General features: G+C 58.8%; 14 protein-coding genes. 3 read left to right on the forward strand and 11 right to left on the reverse strand.

What is annotated here, in order from left to right; genetic code table 11:
- Positions 1-69: 69 nt before the first annotated feature.
- The 3 genes from oxlT to U5A58_RS35890 form a co-directional block, all read right to left on the reverse strand.
- Positions 70-1,362: an oxalate/formate MFS antiporter gene (gene oxlT, locus U5A58_RS35880; protein WP_321964919.1), complete on the reverse strand. Its 1,293-nt coding sequence runs from the start codon at positions 1,360-1,362 to the stop codon at positions 70-72.
- 81 nt (positions 1,363-1,443) lie between these two features.
- The gene (locus U5A58_RS35885; protein ID WP_321964920.1) at positions 1,444-2,436 is read right to left on the reverse strand and encodes a hypothetical protein; all 993 of its coding nucleotides are present in this window, start codon (positions 2,434-2,436) and stop codon (positions 1,444-1,446) included.
- A gap of 62 nt (positions 2,437-2,498) precedes the next feature.
- Complete coding sequence (locus tag U5A58_RS35890; protein WP_321964921.1) at positions 2,499-3,647, reverse strand: porin; 1,149 nt, start codon at positions 3,645-3,647, stop codon at positions 2,499-2,501.
- A gap of 742 nt (positions 3,648-4,389) precedes the next feature.
- On the opposite strand from U5A58_RS35890, the gene U5A58_RS35895 reads away from it, so the two are divergent.
- From U5A58_RS35895 to U5A58_RS35905, 3 genes are all read left to right on the forward strand, one after another.
- Positions 4,390-5,052: a winged helix-turn-helix domain-containing protein gene (locus U5A58_RS35895; protein ID WP_321964922.1), complete on the forward strand. Its 663-nt coding sequence runs from the start codon at positions 4,390-4,392 to the stop codon at positions 5,050-5,052.
- 42 nt (positions 5,053-5,094) lie between these two features.
- Entirely contained in the window at positions 5,095-5,787 is a 693-nt protein-coding gene (locus U5A58_RS35900) for a response regulator transcription factor (RefSeq protein ID WP_321964923.1), read from the forward strand.
- Positions 5,788-6,074: 287 nt separating this feature from the next.
- Positions 6,075-6,632, forward strand: coding sequence for an SET domain-containing protein (locus U5A58_RS35905; protein ID WP_321964924.1), 558 nt, complete (start codon positions 6,075-6,077; stop codon positions 6,630-6,632).
- A 443-nt stretch (positions 6,633-7,075) separates the two neighbouring features.
- Here the strand turns inward: U5A58_RS35905 and U5A58_RS35910 are convergent, their stop codons facing one another.
- The 8 genes from U5A58_RS35910 to U5A58_RS35945 all read right to left on the reverse strand — a co-directional run bounded on the left by U5A58_RS35910 (position 7,076) and on the right by U5A58_RS35945 (position 12,046).
- A complete protein-coding gene (locus U5A58_RS35910; RefSeq protein WP_321916680.1) occupies positions 7,076-7,558 on the reverse strand; it encodes a DUF3788 domain-containing protein in 483 nt (160 codons plus the stop codon).
- Positions 7,559-7,595: 37 nt separating this feature from the next.
- A complete protein-coding gene (locus tag U5A58_RS35915) occupies positions 7,596-8,099 on the reverse strand; it encodes a YkgB family protein (RefSeq protein WP_321930694.1) in 504 nt (167 codons plus the stop codon).
- A 202-nt stretch (positions 8,100-8,301) separates the two neighbouring features.
- Entirely contained in the window at positions 8,302-8,751 is a 450-nt protein-coding gene (locus U5A58_RS35920) for a GNAT family N-acetyltransferase (RefSeq protein WP_321916676.1), read from the reverse strand.
- Positions 8,752-8,839: 88 nt separating this feature from the next.
- Positions 8,840-9,310 carry a pyridoxamine 5'-phosphate oxidase family protein gene (locus tag U5A58_RS35925; RefSeq protein ID WP_321930696.1) on the reverse strand — a complete coding sequence of 157 codons (471 nt, stop codon included), beginning with the start codon at positions 9,308-9,310 and terminating at the stop codon, positions 8,840-8,842.
- An 89-nt stretch (positions 9,311-9,399) separates the two neighbouring features.
- Positions 9,400-9,819 (reverse strand): cupin domain-containing protein, encoded by a 420-nt coding sequence (locus U5A58_RS35930; RefSeq protein WP_321930697.1) that lies wholly within the window; start codon positions 9,817-9,819, stop codon positions 9,400-9,402.
- Positions 9,820-9,870: 51 nt separating this feature from the next.
- On the reverse strand, positions 9,871-10,566 hold the full coding sequence (locus U5A58_RS35935) for a glutathione S-transferase N-terminal domain-containing protein (protein ID WP_321964925.1): 696 nt from the start codon (positions 10,564-10,566) through the stop codon (positions 9,871-9,873).
- 132 nt (positions 10,567-10,698) lie between these two features.
- Positions 10,699-11,244 carry a peroxidase-related enzyme gene (locus U5A58_RS35940; protein ID WP_321916669.1) on the reverse strand — a complete coding sequence of 182 codons (546 nt, stop codon included), beginning with the start codon at positions 11,242-11,244 and terminating at the stop codon, positions 10,699-10,701.
- 184 nt (positions 11,245-11,428) lie between these two features.
- On the reverse strand, positions 11,429-12,046 hold the full coding sequence (locus U5A58_RS35945) for a nitroreductase family protein (RefSeq protein WP_408602517.1): 618 nt from the start codon (positions 12,044-12,046) through the stop codon (positions 11,429-11,431).
- Positions 12,047-12,419: the final 373 nt, after the last annotated feature.

Consider the following 12,419-nt stretch of genomic DNA (forward strand, 5'->3'; position numbering starts at 1 on the left):
AATTTGCAACTCGCTACCGCCACGATCCAACCGTGCTCCAAGGTCGAACCGTGGCGGCCGCGAAGCGCATCATTGCGTTTGCATGGCCGGCGCAACCTCGTTGGCCGTGGTTGCGAACCGGTGTTTTCTCATGGGCGCGAGAATGAACTTGGCCGACAGCCCTGCGACGATCGACACGACGGCTGAGCCAATCAGGACATGCTCCCATGAACCGCCGGCGGCCAAAAGCGAAGCAATCGGCACGAGCAATGATGCCGTGCCCTTGGCGGTATAGAGCGTGCCCGCGTTCGACGCCGCGTATTTGCTACCGAAGGTATCCGCACAGATTGCAGGGAAGATCGAAAATATTTCGCCCCAGCACAGGAATATCAGAGGTGCAAAGATCAGGAATGCATAAGGATCGTGACCGTACGCATTCATCCCCAGCAATGCCAGCCCTTCGCCAACGAACACGATCAGCATGGTGTTTTCGCGGCCGATCTTGTCGGAGAGGAGGCCGCAAACCGGACGGGTCAGTCCGTTGAGCAGATTGTCGATCGATAGCGCCAGCGTCAGCAACGGCAGCGTCGCGCCAAAGAACTGTACCGGGAGCTTGGCAAAGCCAAATGACTTGGCAATCGGGCCGAGTTGCGCGGTGGCAATCAGACCGCCGGCGGCGACGAGCACGAATAGCAGATAAATCATCCAGAAGAGAGGCGTCTTGACCATCTGCCGCGGCGTATAGTCGACTTTGCTCGTCACGACGCGCGCGACGGGCTTGATACCCGGGCCTGGATTCGGGCGAATCAACGCGATGCTCAGGATGAAGATGGCGATACCCTGAATCACGCCGAACACGAAGAACGTTTGCCGATATCCCGAGTTGTGAATCATGTCGGCAATCGGAATCACCGTTAGCGCGGCACCGGCGCCGAAGCCCGCAGCAGTCAGGCCGGCAGCGAGACCGCGACGGTCGGGGAACCACTTGAGTGCATTGCCGACGCAGGTGCCGTAGACGCAGCCCGCTCCGAGGCCCGCGATCACCGAAGCCGTGTAGAGCATGGGTAAAGTCGTGGCGAACGAATCGAGCACCCAGCTCAGCGCGACGAATGCCGCGCCGCACATGACGACGGGACGCGGGCCGAAACGGTCGACGAGCCAACCTTCGACCGGCACGAGCCAGGTTTCGACCAGAATGAAGATGGAAAACGCTAGCTGGACCGAGGCGCCGGTCCAAAGGTTTTCCGTTTTCATCGGGATCACAAAAAGCGTCCACGCATATTGAAGGTTGGCGACAAGTGCCATGCAGGCAATGCCGATGAAGAGTTGAGTCCACCGGTTTCTCAGGAATGCATTGCCTGCCGGCGAGGCAGCAGATGACATGACGACTTCTCCTACGAATTGAAGGTCAGACTACGGCGCGAGGGGCCGCGCCACGCGCGCCGTAGTGTGTTGCCCGCGATATCAGGACTTCTGCTCGTACACCCCAACTTTGTTGCTCTCGTTGAGATAGACGTAGACGCGATGGGTGGCCGTGTCGACCGTCAGGGTGTGGACCTTGGGTTCGGTATGGATGTGGTCGACAATTTGATTGGAGTCGAGATCGATCACCTCGAGATTGCCGGTCTTGTCGCCGATGAATGCGCGGCGCTTCTCGGCGTCGATCGCGGTCTGGTCAACCGCGCCGGCAACAGCGATGGTCGTGACCAGCTTGCCCGTTGCGGGGTCCACCACGAGCATCTTCTTGTCGTTGGTGCCGAAGAGCAGGTGATGGGTCTTGCTGTCGTAGACGCCGCCCTTGGCGTCTTCCTTCAAACCGAAGTCCCACACCGCTTCGATCTCGTGCGTGTTCGGATTGATCACGTCGATCTTGCTGCCAACCGGCTGATATAGACGGTCGGTGGAAGCCACATACAGTGCGACGTCTGGGCCGTCCTTGTCGTCTTCGGGCTTCAGCTTGAACGATGCGGTGAGCTTGTACGGCGACTTCGGCTCGAAAACGGCTTCGTTGTTACTGTCGTCGTTCGCGAGCAGAATCGCGCCCGTTTTCGTGTCGACGTTCACGCCGTCGGGGGTTTTGCCTCCGCTGTCGACGGCGGCGATGCGGTCGAACGAGTGCTTGTCATAGACGATCAGCTTGCCAGTCGTCGCGTCCGTGACATACGCGTGCTCTGCGTCGAAGTCGATGCCGTTGCCGGAATCGACACCCGTCAGCGTTTTCTTTATCGCCATGCTGTTCGCGTCGATCACGACGACGTTGTGATTGGGCGACTGGGAGATCCACACCGCGTGGGTGTCTTTGTCATAGGTGACCCAGTCGCCGTGACCGCCCTTGGTTCCCGGCAAATCGATCGTCTTGACGAGTTGATATTGCGACGTTTGCGCGTGGGCCGCGAATGAGCACACCCCCATCGCTGCCAGACAAACCGTCAATGCTTTGTGCGTGAGAAAAGCCATGTTGCCTCCATAGGAAATGAATGCGCTTGTAGCGGGTTTTATCGACTGGCTTGAATTCGAGGTCAGAACTTGTGCGTGATGCCGACGATCGTCACGACTTGCGAGCGCGTGCTCGAACTCGCCGCAAGATCGCCCACCGTGCCGCCCGCCGCGACGATTTCGGAGCCGTCTTCGCTGAACGTCGTGCCGCTCGCGTGGGAATAGGCCACGGCTGCATAGAAGCTCGTGCGCTTGCTCAACGCGTAGGTAGCGTTCACGCCGAAGTTGTTGTACGTCGCCGATGAAGCACCGCTGGAGTGCGTGTACACATAGTTGAGCGCGGCGGTCACTTCCGGATTGAACTGGTATTGAAGCGCCGCGCCGCCAACATTGAAGGTCTGCGTGTGGTTGAATGCGCCGTAATTCATATACGGCTTGTACTGAGCATTGCTGTAGCGGACGTTGCCGGTCAGATTGCCGATGACGTACTGGGCGGCGACCTGGAAGATCTGCCGCGAACCGAACAGCGGTGTTGCGCCGAAAAGCGGCGTAACTGAGTTGTTTTGAACGAGGTCCGCCGCGCCGTTACCGTTCTGGTCGTTCTTCATGAACAGATAGCCGGTGGCAAGCGTCAGGCCGCCGTTGTTGTACGCGGCGGCGGCGCCATACGCGTGTCCGCCGGTCGGATTGCCGGCAATGCCGCCTACGCCGTACATCAACTCATACTGGAAGCCGGCGTAAGTTGGGCTCGCGTATTTGATCGAACTATTGATCCATGCCGAGTTGTCGTTGTTGTCGGCGTCGCCGGGGGTGGTGAAAACCGGACCCGCGAAGTTGTCGCCGGTGATCGGCTGGATCAGGTCGACCGTGGGGTCGAACTGCCTTCCCATCGTTACCGTGCCGTACGCATCGTCGGAGAGACCCACCGTGGCCTGGTGGCCGAAAAGACGGCCATTCGAAAGCGATCCACGCGTGATGTCGAACGAGCTTTCCAGAGTGAAGATTGCGTTCAGACCGCCGCCAAGTTCTTCCTTGCCCTTGAGGCCCCAATACGTGGCAGCGTTGTCGCCGTTTTGCATGGCTACGAGGGAATGGCCGCCGGTGTTGTTGTACCAGGCGACGGCTTCGTCGAGCGAACCGTATAGCGTGACGCTGCTCTGTGCATGTGCCGCAACGGACGTGAAAGTGCTAAGTACTACGACACAAATAACACCTAACCTGAAATGTCTCACAACCTCTCCTTTCATTAATAATATTGTGTAGTGCGAAGTGCGGAATGAAGAATCCAGTGCTTAGGGCCGATGCTTGCGGGTGGGGCGGCGGCCTCCAGCGGCATGTGGGTCACCCTGTCTGGCGCCACGATTGGTGCGCTGCGGTACGTACTGTCCACCGGGGATGAGAGGCGGGCATCAGCTGTCCCGGGTCGAACTTTGACGGCGTGCCCCGCTTTCGGACAATCGAATAATTTTATGTGCACGATAAAAGGTTCGTTATGTCTGAAAGCCGTTTAAATGATCGAAGGCTATGGACCCGTGGCCTCGAACCTGTCCGTTTCCTGACAACGCGTGCGTGCCTGAACGCCGGAAAGCGCCGTTGGGAAAGGCTGACGACGGTTCGCAATGGCCGTGGTTGTTTACGCAAGGCATGAGCTTGCGTAAGAAGCGGATGAAGGAAAACGTAAAGAGAAGAGAGCGTTGCGTGCCGTTCGACTTTCCGGAATAGCGCAACGGTCAGGGAATTCACTGAGCGCGTGCTGTTGTTCAAAAATTCTGTGAGCGAGAGCGTTAACCTTCCCTTAAGGTTGGCGACGCTAGCCTCTCCCACGTTACGTGCGGCACGTACGGCGCGAGCTGGCTTTCTCGCTACACCAAACGAATACGGAAAGAACACGGGCGAACGGCGACGTGGCGAGAGCGCCGTAACGCGACGAGTCGAAATCTTTGACGGGCTCTGGAGTGAACAACGGGGAGCGCGATGCGCATACTGGTGGTGGGAGACGACGCCTCGATAGATGGCGGGTTGAAGCGCGGGTTGCACAAGGAGGGATTCGCTGTCGATTGGGCGAATGATGTCGAAATGGCGATGCTTGCGCTGCGAACGACCTCGTACGCTCTGGTGCTACTCGATATCGGTTCGTCCGGAAATAACGAACTGACACTGCTCGCAAGATTGCGGCAGCGAAACGATGCGACGCCCGTGATTGTGATGGCTGCGCGCGATGTCGGTCCGGATGCGGTTGCCGGCCCCGACTCCGGCGCCGACGATTACCTCGTCAAACCGTTTGCACTCGACGAACTGCTGGCACGCATGCGTGCTTTGAGCCGCCATCAAACGGGGCGTGTGCAACCGTCGCTGCAGGTCGGCGCGCTACGGCTCGACCCTGCGCAACACTGTGTGTGGTTGCGCGACAGGGAGGTATCGGTGACGACGCGGGAGTTTGCGCTGCTTCATGAGTTGATGCGCAATCCAGCGATCGTCGTCACGCCGGCGCAACTCGAAGAATGCCTGTACGGATGGAACGAGGAAATCGAGAGCAATGCCATCCAGGTGCATATCCACAATCTGCGCCGCAAGCTGGGGCGGGACGCCATCCTCAACGTGCGCGGCGTGGGTTATCGGATCGGGAATCTCGCGTGAGGCAGACGCGCGATAGTCAGGAAGCCGGTTGCGCATAACGCAGTGACAACGCCATCTCGGTGGCTGGAGACCCACGTGAGGATGTTACTGGTTCATGAGGACGATTCAATCGCGCTGCAGGTCGTCACGCAGATGCACCTCGCGGGATACGAGGTCGATTGGGCGAGCAGCAAATACGAAGCAGAACTGAGTTTGCGGTATCGATGCCACGACGTCGTGCTGCTCGATTTCGGCGAATCTGCCGTGGACGCCCTCGAACTGTTGCGCCGCTATCGCAGGCTTGGCGGGAACGCGGCGGTCGTCGCACTGCTTCCGCGCGGTCTCCTGGCGAGTCCGATGGTTGTGCTCGACGGTGGCGCCGACGACTATCTAATCACGCCGTTCGACCTCGAAGATCTGAGGTCGAGGGTTCGCGTCTTGATGCGGCGGCCGAATCGCACACAAGGTCCATTGGTGCTGGGAAATTTGACAGTGAACGAGCTCGACTATCTGGTACTGCTCGACGGCATGCCGGTGACGTTGAGGCCGAGCGAATACCGGTTGCTGACTGCACTGGTCAACGAGCCCATGCGAGTTTTCACGCGTTCGGAGCTGGCGTTGCACCTCTTTGGACGTACACGCGCGGCCTCGGGTAGCGCTGTCGATGTCGTCGTTCACGGCTTGCGGCGCAAGCTTGGCTCCGAGAAGATCGTGACGATACGAGGTGTTGGCTATCGGATGCGCCAGACCGCGTGACGCAATCCATTCGCTTCATTCGAGGGCACTCGCGCCGCGGGGCGGCTGACTACGACCGCAGCCACCGCAGGCCAACCTACAATACATCTGCTGCAAGCACCCGCCGGCTTGAAAATCCCGGCCGCCGGCGGTAACGCCTTGGATGCGGCACGCGCGCTCGAGGAGCCGTTGAACCCACCACAACGCACAACCTGCGGCACGCTTACGCGTCGACCATTCGATCGATCGGCTCAGCTACGAGGTCAAACGCGTAAGGGAAATCGCGGCCGCTTTTGCGAGGACGAAGCATGCGCGTCGTCGCACATATGCGCCGGCTCATGACCAAGACACCGGTAACTAGCCGCAGCCACATGTTGCGCCGCCGTTTCTGCGGCTATACTCCGCGTCTCGCTCCTTCGCACTTTCCCGACATGAAGCGCGTCTCCGTTCGGCAGTCTCCTATCCACGGAAAGGGCGTCTTTGCCTTGCGGGCACTTTCCGCCGGCGAACGCATCTTCGAATACAGGGGGCTCGTCACCACCTGGCGCGAAGCAACCCGCGCCTATGCGCGACGCACCGATGCTGCGCACACTTTCCTCTTCGGGTTGTCGGACGGGCGCGTCATTGATGGCGGCCGCGGCGGCAATGGCGCGCGGTGGCTCAACCATGCCTGCAAGGCGAACTGCGAGGCAATCGAGAAATCGGGCCGCGTCTACATCAACGCGCTCAAGGATATCCAGCCCGGCGCGGAACTGTTCATCGACTACGCGCTTGAAGTCTCAGCGAAAGCGCGCGTTTCGGCCAGCGCGTACGCCTGTCGCTGTGGCGCCAGGCGTTGCCGCGGGACCATGCTTGCTCCGATCTAGGTTCGCCTTGCAGACGGGTCCCGTCAACGCAGTACGCGGCGACTGTGGGAGCCAATACCTCGAGGCGCGGATGCCTAAGCACATCAGGCCCCGGAACGCGTCAAGGGCCGTGCTCCGCGCTGCGTGTGGCCTTTTCAGCATTCGATCTGTTCAACGCGCCGCTGCCACCGAAGTGCCGGTGTCGGCCATGATGTGACATCCAGTTCGTTGCGTCGCTATGACATTCGGGCGGCAGTTCCCCTTCGCAAGCAGTCACTCATACACGGTCTTCCGCTTATGCTGCGACTAATGGTTCATCGGCAGGCAAATGCTGCCGAGAGCGGACATCCGAACGCGCCCGGCGCTTCATCTCATACATTCCGCGATGCCGGGATCGCACCGGCTGCTATCTTTGCGCAACAGGCAGTGCGCAACGGCGCGGATACTGGCGATGCGATGTCCAGCTACAACCCTCGAAGGCGTGAAAGCGCGGGGCGTTTCATGCTCATGAGATCCGTCACCTCAATTCGGTCATCCACCGACAAGATCGGAATAGTCAGCCATTTCCCGTCATGATAGGTCCGGGATTCATCGTACAGTTTGACCAATGGCGGGCTCCACAAATAACGCCGTTCTTCAAACTTCTCTCGTTCTGCTCTGCCCAGGACGACCAGAACGGACAACAGACTGTATGCCGGGAGCAGACTGCACAACGCCCTGGTTTCCTTATAGCGCAGTGCCCAGCCTCGCTTCTTGCCCCCATATATCCAACCCGGCGTGAACACATTGGGGTAGAACTCATCAATCCAGCTCCTCAGCTCCCTCCAGTGTTCGAACGCTTCTGGGCCCAACCAGTCGCGGATAGTACGCTCATCCGGATGCGAGGATTTGCCAGAGATTCTTTCACCTATCTCGGCGCTTCGCGTAGTTTTGCTCTCCATTTTCATCTCCTTAGACTATCCAGATATCTAACTTTCCGTTAGCTCACTGCCGCGTGTCCGTCCGCGAGGCCTGGATTGACCCGAGCAGGAGGGAAAGCGACGCAGCCAGCAGAACGACGTCTTTAAGCAGAAACTGGCCGGGCAACGCTGAAATCGCGGGAAAACCACCGGCAGTTGCTTCGGCAACGCCCGGAGTGCTCAACATGAAGGTAAGCGTGATCAGATAAGTAACGGCCGACATCGCAGCTCCCAGCGCGGAGAACAGTGGTTGAATCGCCCCGATGATCAGAGCGGCCGCAGTCGACAGTTCAAGCAAACCTATTACGTCACTTGCGCCCTGTACCCCGAACAGGGAATTCAACCAACCCATGATAGGACTGTTGACGATGAACGGCGAGATGCCGTTCGCTTCGTAATGGGTGAATTTCATTGCACCGAACCACAGAAAGATGATGACTAGCGCCCATCTGAGCAACGAAAGTCCAGCTCGGGATCCTGCGCTCTTTTCTGCAATTTGAAAGCGAAGCAGATTCATGCGAATACTCATTGTTATTTCCCATTTCAGAATGTTAGGTGGTTCGTTACGGATGCACTGCTTCATAGTTTCGATACGGGCCCCGGCACTACCTTCTGTCGAAGTAGTCCGGGAAACGTTCGACACGCCGAGGAACCAACCCGGCACCGCTCTCTTTCTTCTCTCAGCTCACGCTGCATCGCGAGTATCCTGGCGAAGACCGCGCCGGTGAACTTCATGCGAGCACCTTTCGGTACTGGATAAAGCCAGAGCGTTCTCCCACGGCGTCGTAAAGGAGCCTGCCGGGATAGTTGGTTTCGTGGGTCAGCCAATGCACACGGGGCGCTTTTCGATGTTTCGCCTCCGCATACACATGTTCGATCAACGCGCGACCAACGCCACGCCCACGTGCATCAGTCGCAACAAACAGGTCCTGTAGATAACAGTAGTCGTCGGTTGTCCAGGTCGAACGGTGATAGACCGTGTGTGCAAAGCCGCAGGGCTGACCACACGCCAGGGCGAGCACCGCGTGCATGGGTTCGTTAGGGTCAAAGAAGCGCTCCCAGGTGTCGCGTGTCACGGCTTTGGGGATAGTTACCTTGTAAAATCGCTGGTAGCTTTCCCACAGCATCAGCCAAATATCGAAATCGCTACGCTCGATGGCTTTGATGTCAACTGATTGCATAGAATGCTCCCGAAATTCATCTGACGGTCACGCTGGGAAACGCAGCTATGGCCGCCCCAGCATCAAGCAATACGCTCGATTCCAGAGCCTATTCCCCGATTGGGCGCACACCGTATTTTTGACGGTACGTTTTCTGTATCTCGTCTTGACTGCGGGGCGGATCGGCAAAGACATGTGCAGGTGAACACAATGAGGATATCGAACTAATTTCTATGCGGATGACATGCTCGACAGGATACTCAGGCCCGTTTACCTCGCGAATCCAGTCGGCGATCATTGCGTATTCTTCGCCGCCGGGCGGAAGAATAAGCGCACGCCCATTGAACCGGTAACCACGTCTCTGGAAGATGTCGACTACGTTGATCTCGACAGCGGGGTTGAGATTCAAGTTTCGCAACGTCCCGGGCGACGCGATATCGGCAAAGTAAAGCTTGCCATTCCTGACCGTCAAGGAAGCCTTTGGCGAAAGATTCGGTGTCCCGTCCTCATTCACTGTCGCGACGAACGACAGGATTGCCCCCTTTATGATTGCCTCGGCGTCTGCGGTGATTTCAATCATGGATCCACTCGTCTAAAAGGACATCCTGCGAATTCGGGGAACGCTCTCCAGTGCCTCGCAGGAATCGTTGTTTATCGATGAGCTTCGCGCTATTTGATAGGCGTGGTCAGCGCTTTGTCGTCCGTGTCGAGGACGAACACGGCGAGCAATTTCGCGGACTGCGTTTTGCTCGCGTTTCGGCTAATCGAATGGATAGCCCCGGGCGGTTCTGACCAGCTCTCACCCTCCCGATAGACGCGCGTCGGGCCGTCATTCACTTTCGACTCGACAGCCCCCTTGATCACGTACGCGTAAATGAATGCTGACTTCGCATGCGTATGGGGCACCGACGATGCACCCGGAGCGTAGGTGACTTCCAGGGCAATCAGCGACTTGCCGGGGACGTTGGGGATCGCTGCATCGAAATTCTTCGTTACGGTTTGTCCGTCGCCGTCGTGAGCTACAGCGGAGTCCGCGCCCATCGCGGCTAGTGCAACGAAGGCGGCGATGATGATGTTCGGAATCTTCATGGTCTTCTCCTTTTGCGTGTCAGCCAGGACATCTTTCAAGCCCGGCGAGAATCAAGCTGCGGGCACCTCGAGGCCGCGCTGCACAGCAGGGCGCGCGAGACCACGATCGATCCATCGCCGGACATGAGCGAATCGATCGAAGCCGACAAGCTCCCGCGCCTCGTAAAAACCGATCAAATTGCGCACCCACCCGAGCAGCGAGATGTCGGCAATGCTGTAGTCATCGCCCATCACCCAGTCGCGACCTGCGAGCCGTGTGTCGAGCACACCGAGCAGTCGGGCGGATTCCGCCACATACCGGTCGCGCGGGCGTTTGTCCTCGTAGGCTTTGCCTGCGAATTTATTGAAGAAGCCGACCTGACCGAACATTGGCCCAACACCGCCCATCTGCCACATCAGCCACTGGATCGTTTCATAGCGAATCACGGGATCGGCAGACAGGAGTTGCCCTGTCTTGTCGGCGAGGTAAAGCAGGATCGCACCCGATTCGAACAACGCGACCGGGCGGTCACCTGGACCGTTCGGATCGAAGATCGCCGGAATTTTGCCGTTCGGGTTGAGCGAACCGAATGCAGGTTCCTGGTTCTCGTTCGCCATGATGTCGACACGATGGGCTTCGTACGCAAGGCCCGTCTCCTCCAGCATGATGCTGACCTTCACTCCATTAGGAGTCGGCAGAGAAAATAGCTGGAGCCGGTCGGGGTGTTGTGCGGGCCAGCGCGTGAAAACTGGATGCTGAAGGGTCATCTTTTTCCTTGGTGATGGAATGTGCCGGCCTTTTGCCGAACATGGCCGACCGTTCCGCCGTGCGTTCCGATGGATTACCCCGAGAACTCCGCTCTCGGGGTGTCCAACGTCATGTGCGTCGTAGCCGCGAGGTCAGATCGAACCGGCCGGCGTGACAGCGGGGAAATCCATGTCCGGATCGAAGACGTTATTGAAGAAGTTCGTCAGGGAATACATAGCGACCAGTGCGACGATTTCCATCACGTTTGCGTCTGTGTAGCCCGCTTCGCGAACCGCGTTCAGGTCGGCGTCGCCCACCTTCCCACGGGTCTCGATGACCTTGCGCGCGAACTGGACTGCGGCATCGCGCTTCGGATCGGCGGCGTGGCCCTTGCGCGCGAGGATGATGTCGTCCGTGGGGAGCTTCGCCAGGTGCTCTGCCGTGAAGCTGTGAACCGTCAGACAATAGTTGCAACCGTTCACTTCGGAGACGGCGAGGCCGATGCTGTCACGCGTCTTCACGTCGAGCGCCTTGCTCAGGGAGCCCAGCAGGTACGCCCAGGCGTTGAACGCGATCGGGCTTTGCGCGAACGCCGCCATCATGTTCGGCGTGAAGCCGATATTTTTGGCGAAGCCATCGAGCGTCGCCTTCGACTCGGCAGGCACTTGTTCCGGCGTAAGAATGGTGGTTCGGGTCATGATTGATTCTCTAATTAATTTGCATTACTGATTGATGAGGGTTCATCCTTGAACCCTCCCCTGGGATTACTTCGTGCCCGGACGCGGGTCGAAGCTGTTCAGGCTCAGGCGGGAGTTACCTTGCCTACGACTGCTTTTCATGGCTGGCTGGTCGTTGTGCGTAGTGGACGCCCCAGCGACACGCTTAGACGAGGTCGAGCACGTCGGCTACGGGACGGCGCGGCTTTTGCGCCCAGTTGCCTTGACGCTCGGCGCCGATGGCGAGCAGAAGCGCGGGCACCTCATCATCGGCCAGACCGAATTCGCGGTGAACGGACTCGGCGTCGAAGCCGATCATCGGCGTCGACCCCAGACCCAGCGAGCGGGCTGCATAAATCATTGCCGACGCGCCGAACGTGGCCGTGCGTACGGCTTCGTCGCGGCGACGCTGCGGATATGCCATGTACAGTTCGCGTGCCGGGTTCTCCCACTCCGACACCATCGTCGCCGGCATCACGCCTGCTTCGACCAGCGGCGCCAGACGATCCGGAATCACGCTGGTGTCAACCAGCTGTCCGCAGATGATGAAGGTAACTGCCGCGTCCGCGACAGCGGGCTGACTCCACGCAAGCGGAAAGAGCTTGGCCTTCGCCGCGGGCGTGCGTACCGCAATGAAGCGCCAGTTCTGCAGATGAAAGGACGTCGGGGCGCTGGTGGCGATCCGCACCAGCTCGCGGATCTGGTCGTCGCTCAACGTCGCCGACGGGTCGTAATACTTCGTGGCGCTGCGGCTGACGATGCATTCGATGACTGCGTTATTCATGGTGGTTCCGCTGTTCATAAGGATTCCTATTGGTAGAGAGGCCTGCTGGGGTACAGAAGCGCTTCCGTTCGAACTTGCGCGGCAAAGATTCACGGTTCTTGTGTCGATCGCTGCTCACCTTGGCCGCTTTCACCAAGGCATCGCAGCTTCTCTGCGTGTTTGCCGTCAAGTGGTGAGGTGTTTCAACTTTAAGGCCACAGGAGACCTATTTCGAGAGCGGAAATGCTCAATAAAGTGTCCAAAAGGATCAAACTGCAGGGAGGTGATCGGTTCGCTCAATGCTGCAACGCGGTAGGGTTCATCGTGCCGCCGCGAATGAGGCCTGCTGTCCAGATTGCTTCGAAGGAGGCGCGGCCGAAGACCAGTCGCTCCG

The sequence above is a fragment of the Paraburkholderia sp. J7 genome (genome assembly GCF_905220155.1).
In the GTDB taxonomy this organism is placed as follows: Bacteria; Pseudomonadota; Gammaproteobacteria; order Burkholderiales; family Burkholderiaceae; genus Paraburkholderia.

Bases quoted from the DNA above. Each gene is read 5' to 3' on its own strand.
- oxlT (WP_321964919.1), bottom strand. From the start codon at position 1,362: ATGTCATCTGCTGCCTCGCCGGCAGGCAATGCATTCCTGAGAAACCGG.
- U5A58_RS35885 (WP_321964920.1), bottom strand. From the start codon at position 2,436: ATGGCTTTTCTCACGCACAAAGCATTGACGGTTTGTCTGGCAGCGATG.
- U5A58_RS35895 (WP_321964922.1), top strand. From the start codon at position 4,390: ATGCGCATACTGGTGGTGGGAGACGACGCCTCGATAGATGGCGGGTTG.
- U5A58_RS35905 (WP_321964924.1), top strand. From the start codon at position 6,075: ATGCGCGTCGTCGCACATATGCGCCGGCTCATGACCAAGACACCGGTA.
- U5A58_RS35910 (WP_321916680.1), bottom strand. From the start codon at position 7,558: ATGAAAATGGAGAGCAAAACTACGCGAAGCGCCGAGATAGGTGAAAGA.
- U5A58_RS35915 (WP_321930694.1), bottom strand. From the start codon at position 8,099: ATGAGTATTCGCATGAATCTGCTTCGCTTTCAAATTGCAGAAAAGAGC.
- U5A58_RS35920 (WP_321916676.1), bottom strand. From the start codon at position 8,751: ATGCAATCAGTTGACATCAAAGCCATCGAGCGTAGCGATTTCGATATT.
- U5A58_RS35925 (WP_321930696.1), bottom strand. From the start codon at position 9,310: ATGATTGAAATCACCGCAGACGCCGAGGCAATCATAAAGGGGGCAATC.
- U5A58_RS35930 (WP_321930697.1), bottom strand. From the start codon at position 9,819: ATGAAGATTCCGAACATCATCATCGCCGCCTTCGTTGCACTAGCCGCG.
- U5A58_RS35935 (WP_321964925.1), bottom strand. From the start codon at position 10,566: ATGACCCTTCAGCATCCAGTTTTCACGCGCTGGCCCGCACAACACCCC.
- U5A58_RS35940 (WP_321916669.1), bottom strand. From the start codon at position 11,244: ATGACCCGAACCACCATTCTTACGCCGGAACAAGTGCCTGCCGAGTCG.
- U5A58_RS35945 (WP_408602517.1), bottom strand. From the start codon at position 12,046: ATGAATAACGCAGTCATCGAATGCATCGTCAGCCGCAGCGCCACGAAG.